Origin of the sequence: Sphaerisporangium rubeum (genome assembly GCF_014207705.1) — a bacterium.
Lineage (GTDB): Bacteria > Actinomycetota > Actinomycetes > Streptosporangiales > Streptosporangiaceae > Sphaerisporangium > Sphaerisporangium rubeum.
The window spans coordinates 1,118,397-1,143,319 of the sequence record NZ_JACHIU010000001.1 but is presented as its reverse complement, the minus strand read 5'-3'; the positions used below and the strand labels follow the sequence as shown (position 1 = coordinate 1,143,319).

The 24,923-nt window shown below is 70.6% G+C and carries 20 protein-coding genes; 8 read left to right on the top strand and 12 right to left on the bottom strand.

Annotated elements, in window-relative coordinates:
* Positions 1 to 51: 51 nt before the first annotated feature.
* Genes BJ992_RS04705 through BJ992_RS04680 form a run of 6 tightly spaced genes read right to left on the bottom strand, consistent with a single transcriptional unit; the run spans position 52 to position 6,867 of the window.
* Positions 52 to 1,656 carry a proton-conducting transporter transmembrane domain-containing protein gene (locus BJ992_RS04705; RefSeq protein ID WP_184978711.1) on the bottom strand — a complete coding sequence of 535 codons (1,605 nt, stop codon included), beginning with the start codon at positions 1,654 to 1,656 and terminating at the stop codon, positions 52 to 54.
* The gene (locus BJ992_RS04700; protein ID WP_184978710.1) at positions 1,653 to 3,350 is read right to left on the bottom strand and encodes a complex I subunit 4 family protein; all 1,698 of its coding nucleotides are present in this window, start codon (positions 3,348 to 3,350) and stop codon (positions 1,653 to 1,655) included. Before BJ992_RS04700 ends, BJ992_RS04705 begins: the two co-directional genes overlap by 4 nt.
* Positions 3,347 to 5,317, bottom strand: a complete 1,971-nt coding sequence (locus BJ992_RS04695) for an NADH-quinone oxidoreductase subunit 5 family protein (protein WP_184978709.1) — start codon at positions 5,315 to 5,317, stop codon at positions 3,347 to 3,349. Before BJ992_RS04695 ends, BJ992_RS04700 begins: the two co-directional genes overlap by 4 nt.
* A complete protein-coding gene (gene nuoK / locus BJ992_RS04690) occupies positions 5,314 to 5,736 on the bottom strand; it encodes an NADH-quinone oxidoreductase subunit NuoK (RefSeq protein ID WP_184978708.1) in 423 nt (140 codons plus the stop codon). The genes BJ992_RS04695 and nuoK overlap by 4 nt, the downstream gene beginning before the upstream one ends.
* A gap of 1 nt (position 5,737) precedes the next feature.
* Positions 5,738 to 6,271, bottom strand: coding sequence for an NADH-quinone oxidoreductase subunit J (locus BJ992_RS04685; RefSeq protein ID WP_184978707.1), 534 nt, complete (start codon positions 6,269 to 6,271; stop codon positions 5,738 to 5,740).
* The gene (locus tag BJ992_RS04680) at positions 6,268 to 6,867 is read right to left on the bottom strand and encodes a NuoI/complex I 23 kDa subunit family protein (protein WP_246496519.1); all 600 of its coding nucleotides are present in this window, start codon (positions 6,865 to 6,867) and stop codon (positions 6,268 to 6,270) included. The genes BJ992_RS04685 and BJ992_RS04680 overlap by 4 nt, the downstream gene beginning before the upstream one ends.
* A 185-nt stretch (positions 6,868 to 7,052) precedes the next feature.
* Here BJ992_RS04680 and BJ992_RS32535 point away from each other — a divergent pair, with 185 nt between their 5' ends.
* From BJ992_RS32535 to BJ992_RS04660, 4 genes are all read left to right on the top strand, one after another.
* Positions 7,053 to 8,063, top strand: a complete 1,011-nt coding sequence (locus BJ992_RS32535; protein ID WP_246496518.1) for a ComEA family DNA-binding protein — start codon at positions 7,053 to 7,055, stop codon at positions 8,061 to 8,063.
* 106 nt (positions 8,064 to 8,169) lie between these two features.
* Positions 8,170 to 9,714: a serine/threonine-protein kinase gene (locus BJ992_RS04670; protein WP_184978706.1), complete on the top strand. Its 1,545-nt coding sequence runs from the start codon at positions 8,170 to 8,172 to the stop codon at positions 9,712 to 9,714.
* Between the two features lie 207 nt (positions 9,715 to 9,921).
* Positions 9,922 to 10,182, top strand: a complete 261-nt coding sequence (locus tag BJ992_RS04665; RefSeq protein ID WP_184978705.1) for a hypothetical protein — start codon at positions 9,922 to 9,924, stop codon at positions 10,180 to 10,182.
* A gap of 37 nt (positions 10,183 to 10,219) precedes the next feature.
* Positions 10,220 to 11,227, top strand: coding sequence for a hypothetical protein (locus BJ992_RS04660; RefSeq protein ID WP_184978704.1), 1,008 nt, complete (start codon positions 10,220 to 10,222; stop codon positions 11,225 to 11,227).
* Here the strand turns inward: BJ992_RS04660 and nuoH are convergent.
* The 4 genes from nuoH to BJ992_RS04640 form a co-directional block, all read right to left on the bottom strand.
* Positions 11,159 to 12,112, bottom strand: a complete 954-nt coding sequence (gene nuoH / locus BJ992_RS04655) for an NADH-quinone oxidoreductase subunit NuoH (RefSeq protein WP_184978703.1) — start codon at positions 12,110 to 12,112, stop codon at positions 11,159 to 11,161. The genes BJ992_RS04660 and nuoH overlap by 69 nt on opposite strands.
* Complete coding sequence (locus tag BJ992_RS04650) at positions 12,105 to 12,668, bottom strand: NADH-quinone oxidoreductase subunit C (protein WP_184978702.1); 564 nt, start codon at positions 12,666 to 12,668, stop codon at positions 12,105 to 12,107. The genes nuoH and BJ992_RS04650 overlap by 8 nt, the downstream gene beginning before the upstream one ends.
* Positions 12,665 to 13,186, bottom strand: a complete 522-nt coding sequence (locus BJ992_RS04645) for an NADH-quinone oxidoreductase subunit B (RefSeq protein ID WP_184978701.1) — start codon at positions 13,184 to 13,186, stop codon at positions 12,665 to 12,667. Before BJ992_RS04645 ends, BJ992_RS04650 begins: the two co-directional genes overlap by 4 nt.
* Positions 13,187 to 13,259: 73 nt before the next feature.
* Positions 13,260 to 13,631 carry an NADH-quinone oxidoreductase subunit A gene (locus BJ992_RS04640; RefSeq protein ID WP_184978700.1) on the bottom strand — a complete coding sequence of 124 codons (372 nt, stop codon included), beginning with the start codon at positions 13,629 to 13,631 and terminating at the stop codon, positions 13,260 to 13,262.
* A gap of 536 nt (positions 13,632 to 14,167) precedes the next feature.
* Between BJ992_RS04640 and BJ992_RS04635 the strand changes: the two genes are divergently transcribed.
* Positions 14,168 to 16,021, top strand: a complete 1,854-nt coding sequence (locus tag BJ992_RS04635; protein WP_184978699.1) for a 2-oxoacid:acceptor oxidoreductase subunit alpha — start codon at positions 14,168 to 14,170, stop codon at positions 16,019 to 16,021.
* Positions 16,014 to 17,111: a 2-oxoacid:ferredoxin oxidoreductase subunit beta gene (locus BJ992_RS04630; protein WP_184978698.1), complete on the top strand. Its 1,098-nt coding sequence runs from the start codon at positions 16,014 to 16,016 to the stop codon at positions 17,109 to 17,111. The genes BJ992_RS04635 and BJ992_RS04630 overlap by 8 nt, the downstream gene beginning before the upstream one ends.
* Positions 17,112 to 17,179: 68 nt before the next feature.
* Here the strand turns inward: BJ992_RS04630 and BJ992_RS04625 are convergent, their stop codons facing one another.
* Both BJ992_RS04625 and rfbC read right to left on the bottom strand, forming a co-directional pair.
* A complete protein-coding gene (locus BJ992_RS04625; protein ID WP_184978697.1) occupies positions 17,180 to 18,838 on the bottom strand; it encodes a DUF4082 domain-containing protein in 1,659 nt (552 codons plus the stop codon).
* Positions 18,839 to 19,138: 300 nt separating this feature from the next.
* The gene (gene rfbC / locus BJ992_RS32530) at positions 19,139 to 19,759 is read right to left on the bottom strand and encodes a dTDP-4-dehydrorhamnose 3,5-epimerase (RefSeq protein WP_184978696.1); all 621 of its coding nucleotides are present in this window, start codon (positions 19,757 to 19,759) and stop codon (positions 19,139 to 19,141) included.
* Between the two features lie 180 nt (positions 19,760 to 19,939).
* Between rfbC and BJ992_RS32525 the strand changes: the two genes are divergently transcribed.
* Both BJ992_RS32525 and BJ992_RS04610 read left to right on the top strand, forming a co-directional pair.
* Positions 19,940 to 20,605 (top strand): class I SAM-dependent methyltransferase, encoded by a 666-nt coding sequence (locus BJ992_RS32525; protein WP_184978695.1) that lies wholly within the window; start codon positions 19,940 to 19,942, stop codon positions 20,603 to 20,605.
* Between the two features lie 243 nt (positions 20,606 to 20,848).
* Positions 20,849 to 24,892, top strand: coding sequence for a DUF4082 domain-containing protein (locus BJ992_RS04610; RefSeq protein ID WP_221474688.1), 4,044 nt, complete (start codon positions 20,849 to 20,851; stop codon positions 24,890 to 24,892).
* The last annotated feature ends 31 nt before the right edge of the window (positions 24,893 to 24,923 follow it).

Below are 24,923 nucleotides of genomic sequence, written 5' to 3'. Positions count from 1 at the left end.
GTGGGTTGTTCCACCCAAGCAACGCTTGTGGCCTGGTCGAACGTTCCCGGGTCAGCCCACGGCGGAGAGGATCAGCTGAGGGGCCACGGAGAAGGCGATGGTGAGCGCCAGGGTGATGGCGACGGCTATGGCCGCGGGACGGGCCCCGGCCAGGCGACCAGCGGTGATCGCGGCGCCGGAAGTTCCGGTGACCGCGCTGGTGACCGCGCCGCCGGCTGCTTCTGAGGAGGGGACGGCTGCCGCGCCTGCCGGTGGGGTGGCGGGATGGCCTGGCGGTGGGGTCGTGGGGGTGGGGATGAAGAGCCGGGCCATCCAGGCGAGGTAGTAGTACAGGCCGATCACGGTGTTGACGGCCATGACGACGGCCAGCCAGGCGCCGCCGCCGTCCACGATCTCGCGGAAGACGACGATCTTGGCGAAGAGGCCGGCGAGGCCGGGTGGCAGGCCGGCGAGGCAGGCGAGGAAGAACGCCAGGGACAGGGCCGCGGCGGGGCCGCGGGAGGCCAGGCCGCGGTAGTGGTCCAGGTCGCGCCGGTCGTCGAGGCCGGGGGGTGGGACGAGCATGACGACGGCGAAGGCACCGAGGTTCATCGCGGCGTAGATGGCCAGGTAGGCGGTGGCGGCGCCTGCGGCGTTCTGGGTCTGGACGCCTAGAGGGGCGAGGATGTAGCCGGACTGCGCGACCGAGGACCAGGCGAGGAGGCGGACGGGATCGCGTTGACGTAGGGCCAGCAGGTTGCCGGTGGTCATGGTGACGGCGGACAGGACGGCTACCACGGGGGTCCAGAAGGCGGACTGGCCGGCCAGTGCGGTGGTGAGGAGCAGGATGAGTCCGGCGAAACCGGCGGCTTTGGAGATCACCGACAGCAGAGCGGCCACCGGTAGCGGAGCGCCTCGGTAGACGTCGGCGGCCCAGAAATGGAACGGGACGGCGGCGACCTTGAACGCGAAGCCGGCGATCACGAGGACGACGGCGACCGCGAGCACGCCGACGGGGACGGCCGGGCCTTCGCCGGTGGCGGCCTGGGGGCCGGTGAGGCGTTCGGCGATGCGGACGAGGTGGACGGAGCCGGTGAGGCCGTACAGCAGGGAGACACCGAAGAGCATCACGGCGGTGGAGACGACCGAGACGAGGAAGAGTTTGAGTGCCGCCTCCGAACCCTTGGCGTCGTAGCGTTTCAGCGCGGCGAGAGCGAAGGCCGGCAGGGAGACCAGTTCGAGCGCGACCACCAGCGTGATCAGGTCACGTGAGGCGGGGAGGGTGACGGCGCCGGCCAAGGTGCAGAGCAGGAGGAAGTACCACTCCCCCACCGGGATCGCACCAGGCAGGGTGAGCTGCGTGGCGGACAGGAGCACGATCACGAGCGCCGCGGTGAGGACGACGGCCGCGAAGATCAGCGTGAGGTGGTCCACGACGTAGGAGCAGGCCGGCGCGGCGTGGCGGCGGTCGGGGGGGACGCAGAAGGTGCTCAGGGTGCGGCCCGCGGCGGCCTGGAGGGCCACGGCGACCAGGGAGGCCAGCACGGCGGCGAAGGTCACGGTGGCCGGCAGTGCGCGGGTGCGTGGCAGGAAGGCGTCCAGGAGGAGGACGAGACCGGCGGTCAGCGCGAGGATCAGGGACGGCGCGACGGCGGCGTAGTCGATCGACTGGATCACGGTGCCCCCAGGAGTGCGCGTACGGCCGGGTCGGTGACGGCGAGCAGCGCCTTCGGCCAGAGGCCGAGAGCCAGGATGAGGACGACCAGGGGGGTCCAGGCGGCCAGTTCGTACGCGGTCACGTCGGGGACGGCGGGAGGTTCTTCGGAGGCTGCCGTGCCGAGGGCCGCGGAGGGCTCGCCGGTGGCGGCGGCGCGGACCGGAGGGCCGTGGGTGATCCGGGAGAGGGTTCGGAGGAAGTAGGCGGCGGTGAGGATGGTGCCGATGCCGCCGAGGGCCATGTAGGTGAGGTACAGGGGCCGGGAGAGGCCGGGGGCGGGATCGAAGGCGGCCAGGAGGGAAAGTAGCTCACCCCAGAAGCCGGCGAGGCCGGGGAGGCCCAGGGAGGCGACGCAGGCGAAGGTCAGCACGGATGACAGGTACGGCGACGTACCGAGTAGTCCGCTCGGGAGCGTGGCGGATCGGCCGCCGGGGAGGGTGGCGGGTCGGCCGCTTGGGGGGAGTTCGCCGCTTCGGGTGAGTTCACCGCTCGGGGTGGATAGGCCGGCCGGGGTGGGTTCACCGCTCGGGGTGGGGTGGCTGGTCGGGAGAGGTGAGAGGTCGGCGGTGTGGTAGCGGTCTTTCAGGGAGCCGACGGTGAAGAACAGGAGGCCGGTGATGAGGCCGTGTGCGATGTTGCCGAAGAGTGCGGCGTTCATGCCTGCCGGGGTGAGGGTGGCGAGACCGAGCAGGACGAAGCCCATGTGGCCGACCGAGGAGTAGGCGATGAGGCGTTTGAGGTCGCGTTGCGCGAGGCAGGCGAGCGAGCCGTAGATGATGCCTGTCACGGCGAACGCACCCAGCCACGGCGCCAGGGCCGCGGCGCCGTCGGGGAGGACGGGGATGGCGATGCGTGCGAAGCCGTAGGTCCCCATCTTGAGCAGGACGCCGGCCAGCAGCACCGAGCCTACGGTGGGGGCTTCGGTGTGGGCCGCGGGGAGCCACGTGTGCAGGGGCCACATGGGGGCTTTCACGGCGAGGCCGGCGCCTACGGCGAGGAAGGCGAGGATCTGCGCGGCGCGCGGGATGCCGTCGCCGTGTCGTTCGGCGAGGCGCACCATGTCGAGGGTGCCGGCGTGGCTCCAGACGAGCAGCAGGCCGAGCAGCAGGACGGCCGAGCCGAGCAGGGTGTACAGGATGAACTTGACGGCCGCGGCGCGTCGTTCCGTGCCTCCCCAGACGGCGATCACGAAGTACATCGGGATCAGCACGATCTCGAAGAAGACGAAGAACAGCAGCAGGTCGAGCGCGAGGAATGTGCCGATCATGCCGACTTCGAGCGCGAGCAGCGTGAACGCGAGCTCGGCGAGGCGTCCTCGCGCCGGCCGGTGGCGCAGGAGGTACACGAAGCAAAGGAACGTCAGCAGCGCGGTCAGCACGACGAGTGGCAGGGAGATGCCGTCCACACCGAGGTGGAAGCGCAGGTCCAGCCCGGGTATCCATTCCCGGTCCACCTGGAGTTGCATGCGGCCGGCTCTGCCGTAGTCGAAAGCGGCGGCGGCGATCAGGGCCAGCGCCAGCGTGACGCCGGACACCACGACCCCGTACAGCGGCATGATCCGCGCGGTGTCGCCGGGACCGGGCCGGCGGGTGACCGGCGCGAGCAGGACGGCGGCACCGGCGAGCGGTGCGGCGAGGAGTGCGACGAGGATCATCCGAGCACCACCGCACCGACCGTGAGGATGATCAGGCCGGCGAGGACGCCGGTCATGTAGAGCTGGAGGTTGCCGGTCTGGAGGCGGCGTACCAGGGTGGCGGCGGAGGTGGTGAGGGTGCCGGAGCCGCGGACGGCGCCGTCGACCACGGTGTCGTCGGCGCGGGACACGAGGCGGGCCAGGGACAGGACCGGACGGACGAAGATCAGCGTGTAGAGCTTGTCCACGTGGAAGGCGTGTTCGCACGGGGAGCGGAGCGGGCCGAGGAGGCGGGCCGGGTCGGCGGCGGGGGTGGCGCGCCAGGACAGGTAGACGGCTCCGGCGCCGAGCAGTGCGGCGAGGACGCTGAGTGCGGCGGACGGCCAGGTGACGAGGTTCGTGCCGGTGAAGCCGAGCAGGAGAGCGGGGACGGCCAGTACGCCGATGGGCCACAGCATGGAGCGGGGGGCCTCTTTGCCGTCCCAGACGTGTGCCACCCCGGGGCCGGGTTCGGGGAGTGGTACGGCGGCCAGCCGGGAGGGGCCGAAGAAGGTGCGCAGCCAGGCGCGGGTGGCGTACGCGCCGGTGACGGCGACGGTGAGGAACGCGCACACCAGCAGAAGCCAGGCGATGGGGCCGGTGAGCGGTGCGGCTGAGGTGGCGGGTGACGTGGCCGAGGTGGCGGTGTGTTCGATGGCGGCCAGTACGGCGTCCTTGCTGAAGAAGCCGCTGGCGGGTGGGAGGCCGGCGAGTGCGGCGAAGCCGATGGTCATCGCGGGGAAGGTGACGGTCATGGTGCGGCGCAGGCCACCCATGTGGCTCATCAGGTTGGAGCCGACGGCGTGGATCACGGCGCCGGCGCACAGGAACAGCAGTGCCTTGAACGCGCCGTGCGTGACGAGGTGGAACAGCGCGGCGGTGTCGGAGCCGGCGGCGAGGGCACCGGCCATGTACGCGAGCTGGCTGATCGTCGAGTACGCCAGGACGCGTTTCAGGTCGTCCTGCGCGAGCGCGGCGAGCGCCGCGCCGAGCATGCCGAGGGCCGCCATGACGGCGAGGGTGTTCAGCGTGGCGGGGGCCGCGAGGAACGCCGGGTAGAGGCGGACGACGACGAAGATGCCGGCGGCGACCATGGTGGCGGCGTGGATGAGCGCGCTGATCGGGGTGGGGCCGGCCATGGCGTCCGGCAGCCAGGTGTGCAGCGGCACCTGCGCGCTCTTGCCGGCGACGCCGAGCAGGAGCAGCAGGGTCGCGACGACGAGCGTGCCGGGTGGCATGTCGGGGACGGCGGTGAGGACGTCGGCGACGCGGAAGCCGCCGGCGGAGACGCCGAGGGTGAAGATGCCGAACAGGAAGCCGACGTCACCGGTGCGGGTGACGAGGAACGCCTTGACGGCCGCGCGCGAGTTGGCGCGGTCCTCCCACCAGTGCGCGATCAGCAGGTAGGAGCACAGGCCCATGATCTCCCAGCCGACGTACAGCACCAGCAGGTCGGCGGCGTACACGACCAGCAGCATGGCGCTGGTGAAGAGGCTGATGAAGGCGCTGTAGGAGGGGTAGCGCCGTTCGTCGCGCATGTACCCCATCGAGTAGACCTGCACGGCGAGCGCGACCGCGGTGACGAGCACGGCGATGATCGCGGACAGGTCGTCCACGCGCAGGCCGACGGTGATCGGTACCGAGCCGGTGCCGATCTCGGTCAGGGTGCCTTCGACGGCGCCGCTCAGCCCGGCCGTCGCCGGTCCTTCGCCGCTGTAGTCGGCGTAGGCGCGCGGCATCGTGTCGCGGGTCAGCAGGTCGAGTGCCACCCGGCAGGCGAGCAGGAAGGAGACGGCGGCGGGGACGACGGCGACGAGCGCGGCCCGCCGGTACGCGGCCCGGTCGACGGCGCCGGCTACCGAGGCGGTCCAGGGCCGGCGGGTGAGCAGCAGGCCCGTGGCGGCGGCCAGGAACGGCAGCAGCACGACGGCGGCGGCGGCGCCGATCATCGGACACCGCCTGGCGCCGTGGCGGACGTGCCACCGGTTACGGCCGGGCCAGGCGTCGCGCCGTCGGGATCTGCGCCGCCTGGTGGGCCGGTGTCCGGCCCGTCGTCGCCGGGTGTCTCGGTGAGGTCGCGCAGGTGGTCGATCTCGATGGTGCGGCGGTTGCGGAAGACGGCGAGGACGATGGCGAGGCCGAGGCCGAGTTCGGCGGCGGCGATCACGATGACGAACAGGGTGAGCACCTGGCCGCCGTGGAGCGCGTCGCGAAGCCACATGTCGAACGCCACGAGGTTGATGTTGACGGCGTTCAGCATGAGTTCCACCGACATCAGCACGAGGATCGTGTTGCGCCGGGCCAGCACGCCGTACACGCCGATGGAGAACAGCAGTGCGGCGAGGACGGCGGGGTAGACGACGTGCACGTCAGTCCTTTCCGCCGATGTCGGTCCTGGACAGCACGATGGCCCCGATGAGCGCGGCGAGCAGCAGCACCGACAGCGCTTCGAACGGCAGCACCCAGGTGCGGAAGATGCTCGCGCCGAGCGGCTCGGCGGCCCCGCGGCCCGGCGTGAGGTCGGCGTACGCCGTGCCGAACCCGTGGATCACGGTGGTGACCAGCACACCGGCGGTGGCGAGGCCGACGGCGATCGCGGCGGGCCGGTTGCCGGAGTCGAGGTCGCCGGACGGGCCGATGGGGGCCCGGGTGAGCATGATGCCGAACAGGAGCAGCACGACGACGGCGCCGACGTAGATGAGCACCTGGACCCAGGCCACGAACTCGGCGGTCAGCACGAGGTAGCACCCGGCGAGCGCGCCGAACGACACGACGAGCCACAGCGCCGCGTGCACGATCTGCCGCGTGGTGACGACCAGCAGCGCCGACCCGGCCGCCACCACTCCGAGCAGCAGGAAGACGACCTCCTGGACGGTGGGGGGCCAGAGCGCCGCGGAGGTCACGACTCCTCCACCGCCCCCGGGCCCTCGCCGGGCTTCTTGGGGAGCGAGCCGGGGGGACGGATGGCGCGGACGGCCGTGTTGCGCGGGCCGGGGGCCGTCCTCGCGGCGGGTCGCGCGGGTTTGGGGGTCGTGGCGGCGGCGATCTCTTTGGGTGGCGCGGCACCGGGGTCGTGTGCGGGGGGAATTGGAATGGTCTGTGACCATTCGGCGAGCTTGTCCTTCTCGTGGAGGAGGTCGCGGATGTCGTAGTCGGCGTACTCGAACTCCGGGGACCAGAACAGCGCGTCGAAGGGGCAGACCTCGATGCAGATGCCGCAGTACATGCACAGCGAGAAGTCGATGGCGAACCGGTCGAGCACGTTGTGCGCGCGGGGACGGCCGCCTTCAGGGGCCGGGGTGGTCTCCTTGTGGGAGTCGATGTAGATGCACCAGTCGGGGCACTCGCGCGCGCACAGCATGCAGACCGTGCAGTTCTCCTCGACCAGCGCGATGACGCCGCGGCTGCGCGCGGGGAGATCTGGTCGTACCTCGGGGTACTGCCGGGTGTCGGCCCTGGTCAGCATGTGGCGGAAGGTGACGGCCAGCCCCTTCGCCAAACCTTCTCCTGGTATACGAGCCACGATCCAACATCATGACGCACATAGGCGGTCTCGTGAATGCGTGCCCCCCGCCGACCGTCCCGGTTTTCCTGAAACATCAGCCTTTTGAGGTAGTTTTCCGACACGCCGAATCAGCCGGGAGACCGATGCGGCGTCCCACGCGAGGCCGTATTCTTCGCCTTATGCACCCGACCAACGGCGGCCAGGGGAGCCCCGGATCGGGGCCACCGGACCCTTCGCGGCCCGGCGATCCGGGGGCCCGGCGACGCGATCGGCCCTCGGCGCCACCACCCCGGTACGAAGGTCCCACAAACCCGCACCCGAGGTACGAAGGCCCCTCCGGGCCGCAACCGAAGTACGAACGGCCGTACGCGCCGCCACCCGACCCGCGCCGTCCGCACGTGCCGTTCAACCCGCCGCATCCGCACGGGGACCCGCTCAGGGAGCACGGCCTGTTCCCCGCCGACCGGCCCGTGCCGCCGCCGCCCCGGCAGGAGCCGCCAGCGCCTGTGCCGCCGCCGTTCACCGCCGGTGTGCCGCCGTACCAGCCGCCGCCACAGCCGTCCGGCGCGGGGAGCGTACTGTGGGCCCTCGCGCCGCTGTACACGTGCGGGGTGGCCACGCCGTTCACCATGGGGTACGCCGCAGCGCGCACCCGCAGCGCGTGGCTCGCGCTGTCCGCGCTGGTCTATTCGCTCAGCTTGGTGCTGTTCGTGGCCGGGGTGGTGACCGACGCACCCGGCGGTGACAACGCGCTCGAAGTCCTCGCGGTTCTCGCGTCCGGGCTCAACTGGCTCGGCGGCACCGTGCAGTCCCTCATCGTGCGAAAGCACGTCTTCGACCGCGTCGAGTCGCCGAACGACCAGGCGGTCGCCATGGCGCAGTACCGCCGCGAACTGCGCAGACAGGCGCGCGAGCTGGCCGAGCGCGACCCGGCGCTCGCGCGCGAGGTGCGCATCGGCCGGCCCGACCTGCCGCGGCAGTACGACGACGGCGGCCTCGTGGACGTGAACCACGCACCGGCCGCGGTGATCGCCGCGCTCCCCGGCATGACGCCGGAGCTGGCCCGCCGGGTGGTCGCACACCGGGAGGAGACCGGCCTGTTCGTCTCGGCGGAGGAGGTCTCCATCGCCGTGAACCTGCCACCGCACCTGAACGCCGATCTGGTGGAACTCACCATTTATCTCCGCTGACGCTCCTGCACCGGACGGCCGGGGAAAGGTCGCGGTTTCGCGGCTCATTGCCCGGCTCGTCCGGAAAAACGTGCGCACCACCATGCATCTCCGTATTGTTCCCGCTATGCAGCCAGTAAGGCCCTCCTCCTCCAGCACGGCGCTCAGCATCGTGTGGGCACTGGCTCCCCTCCTCACCTGTGGCGTCGCCACACCGTTCACCATGGGTTTCGCCGCCGCGCGCAGGCGTGCGCCGGTGCTGTGGGTCGCGGCGGTGCTGTACCTGCTGTGCCTGGTGTCGCTCACCGTGCTGGCCGCCGCGTGGGGCGACTCCTCGGACATGCCGGACTGGGTGGCACTGGTCATCGTGGTGGCGTTGTTCACGGTGTGGATCGGCGGGCTCATCCACTCGCTGGCCATCCGCTCGGTGGTCTTCGGCCCCCGGCCGGCCAGGCACGGCGCCTTCCCGCCGCCGCACGGCCACCCGGCGGCCGGGCCGCAGGGCCGGTTCCCCGCGCCGGCGTGGCAGCAGCAGCGGCCCGCGGGCCGCTACCAGCCCGCGCCGCCGGCGCCTCCCGCGCCGCCGCGACCCCACCCCGCGCCGCAGGACCGGCCACCGTACGGCGCGCAGAGCCGGCCGTCGTACCCGCCGCAGCCGTACCCGCAGGACCGGCCGTCGTACCCCCGGCCCGCGCCACAGCCGCAGGACCGGCCCGCGTACCCGCCGGCCGCGGCGCGCGACCGGCCGTCGTACCCGCCGCAGGACAGCCCCGCGCCCCCGCCGCGGCCCACCCTGGTGGAGAAGCCCTCGGTGACGCAGCCGTCGCCGGACCGGTCGTCCCACCTGCGCAGCGGCACGACGCTGCCGGGCCGGGACCCGGCGCCGCTGCCGGCGGGTGAGCCGACGCAGATCGGTCGTTTCCGGCTGATCGGCAGCCTGGGGCAAGGTGGTCAGGGCTCGGTGTACCTCGGGGAGACGCCGGAAGGCGGCCGGGTCGCGATCAAGGTGCTGCACGCGCGGCTGGCCGCGGAGGGGAACGCCAGGCAGCGGTTCCTGCGCGAGGTGGAGGCGGCCCGCCGGGTCGCGCCGTTCTCGACCGCGCGGGTGGTCGACGCCGGGGTGGCCGACGACCGGCTGTACATCGTGAGCGAGTACGTCGAAGGCGCGTCGCTGGAGGAACTCATTCGGGAACGCGGGCCGCGCGGCCAGGACGGCCTGGTACGGCTCGCGCTCGGCACGTCCGGCGCGCTGGCCGCCATCCACAAGGCCGGCATCGTGCACCGCGACTTCAAGCCGAGCAACGTGCTGATCGGCGCGGACGGGCCGCGTGTGGTGGACTTCGGCATCGCCAGGGTGCTGGACAACGCCACGGCGACATCCAGCGGCGCGCTCGGCACGCCGGCGTACATGTCGCCTGAGCAGGTGTCGGGGGAACGGGTCGGGCCGCCGTCGGACATCTTCAGCTGGGCCGGGACGATGTACTTCGCGGCGACCGGCACGCCGGCGTTCGGTGAGGACAACATCGCGGCGGTGTTCAACCGGATCTTCACCAAGCAGCCGGACCTGTCGGGGCTGCCGGACGCGCTGGCCGACGTGCTCGGCAGGTGCTTCGACAAGAAGCCGGAGAACCGGCCGACCGCGTCGGACGTGATGCTGGCCATCGTGCACTGAGCGATGTGACCGGCGATATCACCGCATGACCGGCGAAGCCGCACCACCGTCGAGAGCCGCACTGTGCGACCACCGGAAGAGGGGAAGTCTGGATATCCGGTAATTCGGATTTCCGATCCGGTAAGCCTGACAGCCGGCCGTCGTTTCCCTTAAGTTTGCACGGCGGTGTCTGCCTTGCCGGAGCCGCGCCTCAGGGGAGGAGTCCGCATGGAGCCGTCGCCGGTCGAGCAGTGCCGTGCGGACATGGCCGAGGTCGCGGACGCGGCCGGTGAGATCCTCCAGGCGCTCGCCGCCGTCCCGCCGTTGTTCGGCGAGCCCACCTGGCACGGCGCCGCGGCCGACCGGTGGGCCGCCGACTGGTACGCGCGATACGCCGTGCTGGTCAGGCTCCTGCACGACGTGCTCGCCGAACAGCCCCATCTGATCACCCGTCTCGAAGAGGCGGAACGCCGGAAGGTCGTCTTGTAGCAGCCCCGGACGGCGGGCCGTCCGCGAGAGGGGGGACATGGACGAGTTCGCCGGCGTGGAACCCGCCGGCCTTCAGGAACTTGCGCACCGGCTCAAGCGGCTGCACTCCCTGCTCGCCGAGCACGGCCCGATGATCCAGCGGAACATGCGCCGCTGGGACAGCACCCTGTCGTTCGCCGCGTTCCCCCACCTCCTGGACGAGGCCCTGCGCGACGCGCGCGACATGGCGGCCCGCGCCACCAGGGCCCACGCTCTGGCCGGCCATCTCACGACCGCCGACGGCCCGCCGGCCTCCTCGGCCGTGCCGGCGACCGTGCGGCTCGACTGGGAGGCGACGGGACACGCGGGTGAGCGGGCCGGACAGGACGCGGAGACGCTCGCGCGGCTCGCCGGAGGCGAGGACACGGCGGCCGGAGCACCGGCAGCCGAGGACGGCGCGGCGGCACGGCTGCATGAGGACCTGGTCCGCGGGGACGCGGCCTATCTGGCGGCGTTCTGGGGCCAAGCGTGTCCGATCGCGTTGCAGGCGGTGCGGACGCTGGCCAGGCGGGCCGGGCCCAGGCTCTTCGGACCGGCCGACGTGGCGCTGCTGCGTGCGCTCGGCGGGTCGCTGGCCTCGGTCACGCGGATGCGGCGGGGCAACGGGGCCGACGCGCGGCCGCTGTTGCCGGACGCCGCGCTCGACGAGATCACCAAGCATCCCGACCAGTGGTCGGTGGCCACGCTGGTGCGGTACGGCCCGGACGGCAGGGACTGGGACGGCGACATCCTCGCCGTCATCACCCGTGCGGTGCTCGAAGCCCACTCCACCGGCCGGGTCGAGCCGCCGGAGCAGGCACGCGGCGCGGACCTCGACCCCGTGGCGGCCGTGCTGCGCCGGGCCGCGGAGAACGGCCACGCGGCCCGGATCCTGCTCGGCGACCCGGCCACCTGTCCCGAGCACGCGGCGCTGCTGCGCGACGCCGTGGCGCGGGTGTCAGCCGGCGAGCACCTTGACGACGCCGGTGAGGGCGAGCTGGAACAGCGCGGCGGGGACCAGGCCTAGCCAGGCCAGCTTCTGCAGCTGGTCGGCGCGCAGACGCGGGAAGCTGACCCGCACCCAGATCACCACGAAGGCCAGCGCGAAGACCTTCAGCAGCGTCCACACCGGCCCCGGCAGCAGCGGCCCCTGCCACCCGCCGAGGAACAGCACCGTGGTCAGCGCGGACAGCACGACGATGCCGACGTACTCCGACAGCATGAACAGCGCGAACCGGATGCCGGTGTACTCGGTCATCGGCCCCATGATGATCTCGGAGTCGGCGATCGGCATGTCGAACGGCGGCCGGCGCAGCTCGGCGAGCCCCGCGACGAAGAACACGACGGCGCCGACGGCCTGCCACGGCAGCCACCACCACTGCCACGCCTCGACGATGCCGGGAAGCGACAACGTGCCGGCCGCCATGGCGACCGACGACGCGGCGAGCACCAGCGGCAGTTCGTACGACATGAGCTGCGCGGCCGAGCGCATGCCGCCGAGCACCGAGTACTTGTTGGCCGACGACCAGCCCGCCATGATCGAGCCGAGCACCCCGACCCCCATGACGGCCAGCACGAAGAACAGGCCGGCGTCGAGGTCGGCGCCGATCAGGCCGGGCCCGACCGGGATGACGATCATCACGACGAGGTACGGCACCAGCGCCACCGCCGGGGCCAGCGCGAACACCTTGCGGTCCGCGGCGGCGGGGATGACGTCCTCCTTCTGGACGAACTTCACCCCGTCGGCGATGAGCTGGGCCCACCCGTGGAACCCTCCGGCGTACATGGGACCGAGGCGGGACTGCATGTGGGCCATGGCCTTGTGCTCGGTCTGGCCGACGATCAGCGGCAGCGTGAGGAACGCGACGACGATCACCGCGAGCCGCAGCGCGACGTCGAGCACCTCAGCCATCGCGTCCCTCCCCCGGCGCGGCGGGCCTCCCCCAGTCGGCGGGGACGCCGGGAGGCATGACGCGGCGGCGGCTCGGCGCGCCGTGACCGGATTCGCCGGGTTCCTTGGCGCCTGGCCAGGCCTTGGCGACCCTGGCGGCGAGCACGAAGTCCTTGCGCAGCGGGTGGCCCTCGAAGCCGTCGGGGAGCAGCAGCGGCACCAGGTGGGGGTGACCCTCGAAGTCCACGCCGAACATCTCGAACGTCTCGCGTTCGTGCCAGTCGGCGCCTCGGTAGACGCCGGTGACGCTCGGCAGGCGCGGCGCGGCGCGGGAGACCTTGGTGCGCAGCAGCAGGTGAGCGTGCTCGGCGGGGTCGTAGACGTGCGCGACGACGGTGATGCTCTCCGGCGGGTCGTCCACGCCGGTCAACCAGTCGAAGTACGCGCAGCCGAGGCCGTCGCGCGCGAACGACACCAGGTCGAGCCAGTCGGCGGGCCCGACATCCACGGTGGTCTGGCCGTAGGAGTCGGACACGGTGGCGCGCGCGCCGTACCGCTCCTCGACGGCGGCCCTCACGCGTCCGGGCCCTTCGGCGCGTACCGCTCACCGAGGGACTCGCCGGCGATCTTCTCCTGGAGTTTCATGATGCCGTACAGCAGGGCCTCGGGCCGCGGCGGACAGCCGGGGACGTAGACGTCCACGGGGATGATCTGGTCGACGCCTTTGGTGACGCAGTAGGAGTCCCAGTACGGGCCGCCGCTGTTGGAGCAGGCGCCGAACGAGATGACGTACTTGGGGTCCGGCATCTGCTCGTAGAGCCGTTTGACGGCGGGGGCCATCTTGTCGGTGACGGTGCCCGACACGATCATCAGGTCGGCCTGCCGAGGGCCGTTGGCGAACGGGATGACGCCGAAGCGGATGAAGTCGTGCCTGCTCATCGAGGTGGCGATGAACTCGATGGCGCAGCACGCGAGCCCGAAGTTGAACACCCACAGCGAATAGCGGCGGCCCCAGTTGAGGATGAACCGCATGGGTTTGGGAGCGAGCCGGGAAACCGGCCCGACCGTGGGCATCGGGAGATCGCTGGCGGCCATGGTCGCATTCTCCCTCCTGCGCGGACTCCCGGCGAGGCCTCGCGCGCCGGCCGGAAATGGGTACAGCGCCGGTTCAGGTCCAGGTGAGCACGCGCTTACGGTAGGCGTACAGGATGCCGAGCGCGATGAACGCCAGGAAGACGAACATCTCGACGAGCGTGGTCAGGCCGAAGCCCGGCGCGGCGAAGACGGTGGCCCAAGGGAACAGGAACACCGCGTCCACCGCGAACACGACATACAGATAGGTGAAGACGTAGTAGCGGATCTGCGACTGGGCCCAGCCCTCGCCGACCGGGTCGACACCGCACTCGTAGGTGGTGAGTTTCTCCGGGCTGGCGTTGCGGGGGCTGAGCATGCGGCTCGCGAGCATCGCGCCGGCGAACACGGCGCAGCCGACCAGCAGCAACACGGCCACGATCAGGTACGAACCGTAGTAACCGCTCATGCCGCCTCCACCTCCACGCGGCCGGATCCCCTAAATGTACATCGGGGAATACCTTTGTCACCGTGCCGGGAACATCAGGTGCGGGAGAGCATGACGGGGAACAAGTCAGCGGCACCCCGGCGGCCTGAGAGCCGCGCCACACAGGCGAGGCGAGACTGGGGCCATCGGCATGAGCGACATATAGTTGGTGAACGTGACCAGAGACGTGCTCTACTCCCGCTTGCACGTTGATCTAGGCAGGCTCGCCGCAGGGCTGTGTACCTGGATCCGCTTCCGGCCGTGATGAGGCCGTAGGCGGACGTCGCCGACCCCCGTTCCACCCTCAGGTCCTCCCCCGGAAGGACCACCGCGTTCCACCGCCGTTCCACAAAAACGGCAGGCCGGGCCGCGTAGTACACCGCCCGCCGTCACAGAGACGGTCACACCTCTGATCGACGCGCATGCGGAAAGAAGCCGAGCCACCCTTAGGGATCTAGCATGGAAGTGACATCGTGCCACCAGCGACGACGCCGCGCCGCGTCGAAGAGGAGTGAGCTGTGACCAAGCAGGTGCAGCAACTCGATCGCGTGATCATCCGATTCGCGGGCGACTCCGGCGACGGCATGCAACTCACCGGCGATCGTTTCACCGCCGAGACCGCCGAGTTCGGCAACGACATCTCCACCCTTCCCAACTTCCCGGCCGAGATCCGCGCTCCGGCCGGCACGCTCCCTGGAGTGTCGAGCTTCCAGCTCCACTTCGCCGACCACGACATCCTCACCCCCGGTGACGCACCCAACGTCCTGGTGGCGATGAACCCGGCGGCGCTCAAGGCCAACCTCGGCGACCTGCCGCGCGGGGCCGACGTCATCGTCAACACCGACGAGTTCACCAAGCGCAACCTGCAGAAGGTCGGCTACGCCGCGAGCCCCGTCGACGACGGTTCGCTCAGCGAGTGGCGGGTCCACGCGGTGCCGCTGACCTCGCTGACGGTCAAGGCGCTCGAAGGCTTCGAGATCTCCAAGAAGGACGCCGAGCGGGCCAAGAACATGTTCGCGCTCGGTCTGCTGTCGTGGCTGTACCACCGGCCGACCGAGGCGACGGTCAAGTTCCTGCGCACCAAGTTCGCCAAGAAGCCCGACATCGCCAACGCCAACGTCGCGGCGTTCCAGGCGGGCTGGAACTACGGCGAGACCACCGAGTCGTTCTCGGTGTCGTACGAGGTCAAGCCGGCCAAGCTGGCCCCGGGTCTGTACCGCAACATCTCCGGCAACCAGGCGCTCGCGCTCGGCCTGGTGGCGGCGTCGGTGCGGTCCAAGCTGCCGCTGTTCCTCGGGTCGTACCCGATCACCCCCGCGTCGGACATCCTGCACGAGCTGTCCAAGCACAAGCGGTTCGGGGTGCGCACCTTCCAGGCCGAGGACGAGATCGCGGGGGTCGGCGCGGCGCTCGGCGCGGCGTTCGGCGGCGCGCTCGGCGTCACCACCACCTCGGGTCCCGGTGTGGTGCTCAAGGGTGAGACGGTGGGTCTCGCGGTCGCCACGGAGCTGCCGCTGATCGTCGTGGACGTGCAGCGGGCCGGCCCCTCGACCGGCATGCCGACCAAGACCGAGCAGACCGACCTGCTGATGGCCATGTTCGGCCGCAACGGCGAGTCGCCGCTGCCGATCGTGGCGCCGTCCACGCCGTCCGACTGCTTCGACGCGGCGATCGAGGCGGCGCGGCTGGCCGTCAAGTACCGCACGCCGGTGATGCTGCTGTCCGACGGCTACCTCGCCAACGGCTCGGAGCCGTGGCTGCTGCCCGAGGTGGACGACCTGCCGGACCTGACGGCCGACTTCACGGTCACGCCGAACGGCGACGACGGCGAGACGTTCCTGCCGTTCCGCCGCGACCCCGCCACCTTGGCGCGGCCGTGGGCCGTACCCGGCACGCCGGGCCTCGAGCACCGCATCGGCGGCATCGAGAAGGCCGACGGCACCGGCAACATCTCCTACGACCCGAACAACCACGACCGCATGGTCCGCCTGCGCCAGGCCAAGATCGACGGCATCGCGCAGGACATCCCGCCGTTGGAGGTCGACGACCCCGACGGCGACGCGCGGGTGCTCGTGCTCGGCTGGGGTTCGACCTACGGGCCGATCGCGGCGGCGATGCGGCGGGTCAGGCGGTCCGGCGGCAAGGTCGCGCAGGCCCACCTGCGCCATCTCAACCCCCTGCCGGCCAACACCGGCGAGGTGCTGCGCGCGTACGACAAGGTGCTGCTGCCCGAGATCAACCTCGGCCAGCTCGCGTTGCTGCTGCGTGCTCGCTTCCTCGTCGACATCATCAGTTACAACCGTGTGCGCGGTCTCCCCTTCAAGGCCGAGGAACTGGCCGGAGTGATCCAGGACGTGATCGACAGTGAGTGAAACCACGACCAACGGCCATGTCGGTGACGTCGGTGACGCCGGTGATCTCGGGGGGCTCAGAGGCAGCGGGCTCACCCTCATCCCGCGTGCCACCGGCAAGCAGACCCTGAAGGACTTCAAGAGCGACCAGGAGGTGCGCTGGTGCCCCGGGTGCGGTGACTACGCCATCCTGGCGGCGGTGCAGAGCTTCCTGCCGGAGCTCGGGCTGCGCCGCGAGAACATCGTGTTCGTCTCCGGCATCGGCTGCTCGTCCCGCTTCCCGTACTACCTGAACACCTACGGGTTCCACTCGATCCACGGCCGGGCCCCCGCCATCGCGACGGGTCTCGCGGCGTCGCGGCCCGACCTGTCGGTCTGGGTGATCACCGGGGACGGCGACGCGCTGTCCATCGGCGGCAACCACCTGATCCACGCGCTGCGCCGCAACGTCAACCTCAACATCCTGCTGTTCAACAACCGGATCTACGGGCTGACCAAGGGCCAGTACTCGCCGACGTCCGAGATCGGCAAGATCACCAAGTCGACGCCGATGGGGTCGCTGGACAAGCCGTTCAACCCGATCTCGCTGGCGCTCGGCGCCGAGGCGAGCTTCGTCGGCCGCACCATCGACTCCGACCGCAAGCACCTGCAGTCGGTGCTGCGCGACGCCACGGCGCACCGCGGCGCGAGCCTGGTGGAGATCTACCAGAACTGCAACATCTTCAACGACGGCGCGTTCGACCAGCTCAAGGACCCCGGCCTGCGCGACGACATCACGTTGCGCCTGGAGCACGGACAGCCGATCGTGTCCGCCACCAAGGCCGTGCGCCGCGCGTCGAACGGCGGCATCGAGGTCGTGGACCGCGCGAGCGTGCCTGAGGGTGAGATCCTCGTGCACGACGCGCACAACCCCGACCCGTCGGTGGCGTTCGCGCTGTCGCGGCTGGACGAGCCGGCGTTCGAGCACGTCCCGATCGGCGTGTTCCGTTCGGTGGAGCGGCCGGCGTACGACACGCTGATGGAGCGGCAGGTCGACGACGCCGTCGCCGACCGCGGCCCCGGTGTGCTGTCGGAGCTGCTGCGCGGCGGGGACACCTGGCGCGTCGGCTGAGCGCCACGAGACACGAGAAGGCCCCCGCGGAGTTTCTCCGCGGGGGCCTTCCTCTGTCCGCCGAGGGCTCAGCTCGCGGAGACGGCCTTGCCGTCCTCCCAGACGTTGTCACGCCACTCGTTGCCTGAGCCGTTCTTGTCCCAGTAGGCGACCGGGCCGTGGTAGCCGCCCTTGGCCCAGACGTCCTTGCTGAAGACGTTGCCGATGACCTTGATGTTCGACGAGACACCCTTGCTGCCGGCTCCGGCGTACAGCGAGTAGCCGCCGCCGGCCAGGAAGTTGCCTTCGACGGTGACGTTCCGCACCACGCCGAAGTCCTGGAACAGCGCGATGGCGCCGGTCTGGTCGAGGTTGTTGATCACCGTGTTGCCGCGGATGACCAGCTTGGCGCCGGACGGCGGGCCCGACGTACACATGATCATGTCGGTGTGGTCACCGGAGAAGTACTTCGGGTCGTGCAGGTAGTTGCCCTCGATGAGGCCCTGGTCGGTGAGGATGCCGTTGCTGATCGTGTGGATGTCGGCGCGGCGCACCGTCAGGTCGCCACCCTGGTTGATGATGCCGAACTGCGTCTGGTCCTTGCCGTTGCCGAAGATCTCGGAGTTCTCCACCACGAGGCCGCTGCGGCCCTGGCGCTGGATGATGCCCCACTGGCCGGGGGCCGCGGCGACCCGCGTGTTCTTGATGACGACGTCGTTCGCGTCGACGTTGATCTCGCCGCGGACCTCCATGGCGTCGATGACCGTGCCGTCCTTGGTCACGGTGATCGACTTGCTCTCCTTCAGCGTGACCCCTGCGGGGACACCGGTGTCACCGGCGCCGGGGAAGCCGCGGGTCGGCGGCGGTGACGAGGTCTTGGTCGGCGGCGCCGGAGTCGGACTCGGGTCCTTGGTCTCGGTCGGCGACGGCTTGGGGGTGCGGGTGAAGGTCGGCGTCGCGGACGGGGTGCGCGTGCGCGTCGGCGTGGCGCTCGGCGCGGTCGGCGTCTCGCTCGGCAGGCTGGGAGTCGCGTCCGGCGCGGTCGGGGTCTCGCTCGGCAGCGTCGGGGTCTGGCTCGGCGTGAGGCTCGGGTCCGGTGTGGCCTCGCCGCCGGACGCGCTGGACGTCGGCGTGGGCTCGCCGGGACGTCCGCTCGGACGCGGGTGGTGCCAGCGGCGCTCGCGGTGCCGGAAGATCAGGTCCACGTAGTAGTTGACCAGGCGCGGGTGCACACGTGAGGGGAACCCGGCCTTGTCGGTGATGCCGAACACCCCCGCCTCGGCGGTCAGCGGGCCGGAGGTGACGGGCTTCTTGAACGCACCGGGCTTGGCGACGTACCCGCCGGTGGTGGTGTGGTAGGAGACGGTGTACGTGCGGCCCGCCACCGTGCGGACCGGCTCGTCGAACAGCGCCTGCTGCCAGCCGCTGCCGCTCTCCCCGGTGAAGGTCACCTTGGCGAGCAGCTTGCCGCGCGAGTCCCACAGGCTGCCGCGGTGCGTGCCGGTCTCACCTTCGGGCTTGTAGAACCGGATGCCGGTGACCTCGCCGTCCTTGTTGGCGCGGAACCGGGTGCCGAGCTCCAGCGGGGTGTTCTCCATCTGGGGCTTGGCCTGGACCTTCTTGGACTTCCAGAGGCTGGACTCCAGGGTCACCTCTGACGACACCGGCTGGGTGCTCACGGCCGGAGGCGGCGCGGCGGGTTCCCGGTTGACGACCACCACGGTGACCGTCGCACCGAGGACCACCACGGCGGCCAGTAAGGAAACCCGACCTGGAACGGGGAACCGGGACGGCGTCCCGGCTCTTCTACTCGCGGACCGGCGCCTGGGGCGCGACGGATCCGGTTGCCGGCGACCGCTCACTGGTACAGCCTCCACCCCCGGCGCTCATCCTGAGCGCCGATCACGTTTAAGTGCGAGGCCATTGTTGCGGTTGGGAAACGATGAGACAACCGGATCGCCTGGTTTTATCAGCTATTCGCGCTCAATTGGTATACGTACGGTGATTGAGGCAACCCTTACCCACCTGCGCAAACAACCGCAAACACGTTATGCGTCCGGTTTGCCGGAAACGCCGCGGGCCCGCAGCTTGGCGTAGTACGCGAGGCAGTCGTCGTACTGCGGCAGCAGGCCCTTCTCGCGCGCCTCGGCCAGGGTCGGCGCGACGGCGTCCTTGGGGGACAGCAGCGGCTTGACGTCCGAGGGCCAGGCGATGCCGAGCGCGGGGTCCAGCGGGTGGATGCCGTGCTCGCGGCGCGGCGCGTACGCCTGCGAGCAGGCGTAGACGACGGTGGCCTCCTCGGAGAGCGCCATGAACGCGTGGCCGAGGCCCTCCCCGACGTACAGGCCGCACCGGGTGCGGTCGTCGAGCTCGACCGCCTCCCACCGGCCGAAGGTCGGCGAGCCGACCCTGATGTCCACCACGACGTCGAGCACGGCGCCGGACACGCAGGTGACGAACTTGGCCTGGCCCGGCGGCACGTCGGCGAAGTGGACGCCGCGCAGCACGCCGCGGCGGGAGACCGAGCAGTTGCCTTGTGCGAGGTCCAGCGGGTGGCCCACGACCTCGGCCATGCGGTCCGCGCGGTACCACTCGGAGAACGTTCCACGCTCGTCGCTGTGCAGCGCCGGCGTGTGCAGGTAGACGTTCGCGATGCTCAGTTGCTTCACGTGCTCAAGGGTGACATCTCCGTGTCTCGGAGCGCTATCGAATCGCCCGCACCGGTCCACGCGGTCACGGCGTCTGCGATAGTTGGGCCGTCTTCCGTTTGGAACGTGCCGAGCCGCTCCTCCGCCGCACCGCTCCCCTTCTGTCGTTTCCTTCCTAGAACCCGCCGTCAAGGAGAGACCGTGAGCCGTCTGAACTCCCTCCGGAGTCGCTTCGTCGACGCCCCTGACTCCCTCGGAGCCAAGGCGAGGGCACGGCGCTGGCACTGGTTCGCGCAGCGCTTCCCCGACCTGTCGGAGATGTCGGTCATCGACCTCGGCGGCACGGTGAGCGCCTGGCTGCGCGCGCCGGTGCGTCCGGCTCGCGTGCGCGTCGTCAACCTGGAGAAGCCGCCGACCGACCTGCCGGACTGGGTGCGCGCCGACGTCGCCGACGCGTGCGACCTGCCGCGCGAGATCAGGGCCGAGGGGTACGACCTGGTGTTCTCCAACGCGGTGATCGAGCACGTCGGCGGCCACCTGCGCAGGCAGCTCTTCGCCGACGCGGTGCACGAACTGGCCGATCGGCACTGGGTGCAGACGCCGTACCGCTACTTCCCCGTGGAGCCGCACTTCCTGTTCCCCGGCTTCCAGTACCTCCCCATCGCGGCCCGCACGGCGCTGCTGCGGCGCTGGCCGCTGGTGCATACGCCGACCTCCGACCGTGAGGCGGCCCGCACCATCGTGATGGAGGTCGAGCTGCTCAGCATCACCGAGATGCGGCACTACTTCCCCTCGTCGCAGATCCACTACGAGCGGCTCGGCGGCCTGGTGAAGTCCGTGATCGCGATGAAGGAGAAGGCCGGGTGAGAACCCGCCTGATCGAGAAAGCCGACGCACGCCGCTCACCGGCGGCTCACCACGGGACGGCCCCGGCGACCTGACGGGTCGCCGGGGCCTCCCCATGATGGTTACGGGTGTGACAGAAGTGTCGCGATTGCATGTCCTTGGTAAACCGGCGCCGCAGTACGAGCGTCGATTCGTCGGGACCACGCTCCGCAGCGTGTGCACCACCGGGGATCACTCACCCATTTCCATCACGTTGGAGCACCAATGAAACCGCGCAGTGCCGCGCGCCGACAGCGGTCGGCGATCGTCGCGGCAGCGTTGACCTTGTCCGCGTTACTGGTCACGCCGGCCGCTCCCGCGAGCGCGCTCGGCCCGTGCGACGCGGGCGGTAACAAGATCACTTGTGAGAACACCCTGGAAGGCAACCCGCCGAGCGAGTGGGACACCAACCCCCACGGCACGGTCGAGGGCTACGCCGACCAGATGAGTGTCAACCTCGGCCAGACCGTGAACTTCAAGATCCGGTCCAGCGCGCTGTCGTTGCAGGTCGATATCTACCGGATGGGCTACTACCAGGGGAACGGCGCGCGCAAGGTCATCACCGTGCCGGCCACCACCTCGGTCTCCCGTTCGCAGCCGAGCTGCCCCGAGAACACCACCACCGGCGAGGTGTCCTGCAACTGGGGCACCGTCGCGAGCTGGACCGTTCCCACCACGGCGGTCTCGGGTATCTACTTCGCTCACGTGGTGCGTCCCGACACCAACGACGACACCCACGTGGTCTTCGTCGTCCGCGACGACGCCGCCACCACCTCCGACGTGCTCTTCCGCACCTCCGACAGCACCTGGCAGGCGTACAACTCCTGGGGTGACATCCCCGCCACGGAGAACAACCCCAACAAGGCGCTCAACAGCCTGTACCGCGGCGACAGCGTGGCCGCTCCCGGCCGGGCCGTGAAGGTCAGCTACAACCGGCCGTTCAACACGCGCGAGTCCACGCCGTGGGGCCGCGACTTCGTGTTCTCCAACGAGTACCCCATGGTCCGCTGGCTGGAGGCCAACGGCTACAACGTCACCTACCAGTCGTCGCTGGACGCCGCGCGGTCGCCGTCCTCGCTGCTCGGCCACAAGGCGCTGCTGTCGGTCGGCCACGACGAGTACTGGTCGGGTGAGGAACGCGCCGCGTTCGAGGCGGCCAGGGACGCCGGGGTGAACCTCGCGTTCTTCAGCGGCAACGAGGTCTACTGGAAGACCCGCTGGGAGAACGGCTACCGCACGCTGGTGTCCTACAAGGAGACCAACGCCAACGCCAAGATCGACCCCACGCCGAACGTGTGGACCGGCACCTGGCGCGACTACCGCTTCAGCCCCCCCGCCGACGGCGGCAGGCCGGAGAACGGCCTCACCGGCACGCTGTTCACCGTCAACTGCACCACCTCGGCCAACGGCTGCCAGGCCATCCCGCTGACCGTCCCGGTGGCGGACGGCAAGATGCGCTTCTGGCGCAACACGACGGTCGCGAGCCAGATCACCGGGTCGGTGAGCTTCCCGGGCCTGGTGGGCTACGAGTGGGACGAGGACGTCGACAACGGCTTCCGGCCGAAGGGCCTGGTGCGGCTGTCCACGACCACCGCGACGGCCGAGCAGGTGCTGATCGACCTCGGCACCAACGTCGCCGAGCGCAGCGCCACCCACCGCATGACGCTGTACCGCGCGCCGAGCGGCGCTCTGGTGTTCGGCGCCGGCACCGTGCAGTGGAGCTGGGGCCTGGACGACGAGCACGACAGCTACGACTCCAACACCTACGCCGACCAGCGGATCAGGCAGGCCACGGTCAACCTGCTCGCCGACATGGGGGTGCAGCCGAAGTCCCTGGTCTCGCCGCTCGGCCTCGCGAGCAAGTCGACCGACACCACCGCCCCGTCCGCCACGATCGTGGCACCGGTGTCCGGCGCGACCGTGTCCAACGGCTCCACCGTGACGATCAGCGGCACGGCGCTTGACCTCGGCGGCCAGGTCGGCGCGGTCGAGGTCTCCACCGACAACGGCGCCACGTGGCACCCCGCCACCGGCCGCACGAGCTGGACGTACTCGTGGAAGGTCACCGGCGTCGGCGCGACCACGATCAAGGTGCGCGCGTCCGACGACAGCGGCAACGTCGGGGCCGAGGCGACACGCAACGTCACCGTCGAGTGCCCCTGCAGCCTGTTCCCGCCGTCCACCGTGCCGAACAACCCGGCCGAGAACGACGGCACGGCGCTTGAGCTCGGCGTGCGCTTCACCCCGTCGGTCAACGGCTACCTGACCGGCGTGAAGTTCTACAAGGGCTCCGGCAACACCGGCACCCACACCGGCTCGCTGTGGTCGGCCACCGGCACGCAGCTCGCCACCGGCACCTTCGGCGGCGAGACCTCCACCGGATGGCAGACGCTCAACTTCGCCTCGCCGGTGTACGTCTCCGCCGGCACGCAGTACATCGCCTCGTACTACGCGCCGAACGGCCACTACGCCGCCGACGGCAACTATTTCCGCTACCAGGCACTGGTGAACCCGCCGCTCACGGCGCCGAAGGCCGTCGACGGAGCGGGTAACGGCGTCTACCGGGTCGGGGCGGGGTTCCCCAACCAGACCTACAACGGCGGCAACTACTACGTGGACGTCGTGTTCTCGATCAACGACATCTACCCGCCGGCCGTGACGTCGGCGGCCCCGGTGGCCGGCGCGTCCAGCGTGCCGACCACGGTGCAGCCGGCGGTGACCTTCGGCGAGCCGGTGCAGACCGGCACCGCGACGTTCACGCTGAAGGACTCCACCAACGCGTCGGTCGCCGGCACCGCGGCGCTCAACCCGGCCCGTACCACGCTGACGTTCACCCCGGCGGCCCCGCTCGCCCCCGGTGAGCGGTTCAGCGTGTCGGTGTCCGGCGCCAAGGACGACGCGAACAACACGATGACCACGCCGCACACGTTCTCGTTCGTCACGGCGAAGACGTGGACGGCCGGGGTGTGCCCCTGCACGGTGCGGCCCGACGTCACCGTCCCCGACGTGCAGACCGTCAACGACGGCGCCGCCGTCGAGGTCGGCTTCAAGTTCCAGACCGACGTGGACGGCTTCATCGAGGGTGTGCGGTTCTACAAGGGCCCCGGCAACACCGGCACCCACACCGGCACCCTGTGGACCGGGGCCGGCGGTGAGCTCGCCACGGCGACCTTCACCGACGAGTCCACGCAGGGCTGGCAGGAGGTCTACTTCTCCTCGCCGGTGCCGGTGACGCGGAACACCACGTACGTCGCGTCCTACCACGCACCGAACGGCAAGTACTCGGCGACGTCGTACGGCTTCGACTCGGCCGTGTCGGCGGGGCCGCTGCGCGCGCTGGCCAGCGGCCAGAGCGGCGGCAACGGCGTCTACAAGTACGGCGCGCATTCGTTCCCGAACGGCTCGTGGGCCGCCACCGACTACGGCGTCGACGTGATCTTCACGAGGCTGGCCGACACGACGGCCCCGTACGTCACGCTCAAGTCCCCCGACCACGGAGGCACCGGCGTGGCGACCGGCACGGCCGTCACCGCGACGTTCAGCGAGCCCATCAAGACAGGGACCGCGTCCATCGTGCTGAAGGACGCCGCCAACCACACGGTCGCCGGCACCGCGTCGCTCAACGAGGCCCGCACCCTGCTGACCTTCACGCCGGACGCGGCGCTGGCGCAGGCCACGACCTACACGGTCACGGTCAGCGGTGCGCTCGACGACGCCGACAACGCCATGACCACCACGTCCTGGTCGTTCACCACCGGCGGCCCGGCGAGCTGCCCCTGCTCCATCTGGGCCAGCAACGCCACACCCACCAACCCGTCGATCAACGACTCCGACGCGGTGGAGGTCGGCGTCAAGTTCACCGCCGAGATGGATGGATCTGTCACCGGCGTCCGGTTCTACAAGGGCAGCGGCAACACCGGCTCGCACACAGGGAACCTGTGGAGCGCCACCGGCACCCTGCTGGCCACCGGCACGTTCGAGAACGAGTCGGCGTCCGGCTGGCAGACCCTGACGTTCGCGAGCCCCGTGAGCGTCACCGCCGGTCAGGTGTACGTGGCGTCCTACCACGCGCCGAACGGCCACTACGCGGGAGACGGCGGCTACTTCAACGCCGGTCCCGTGGACAACTCCCCTCTGCACGCACTCGCCAACGGCGGGGCCGGCGGCGTCAACGGCGTCTACCGGTACGGGACGTCGTCCGGCTTCCCGACCGCCAGCTTCAACGGCGCCAACTACTGGGTGGACGTCCTGTTCACCCCGTCCGACTGATCCCGTGACCGTGAGCGACTCGATCGCCTGA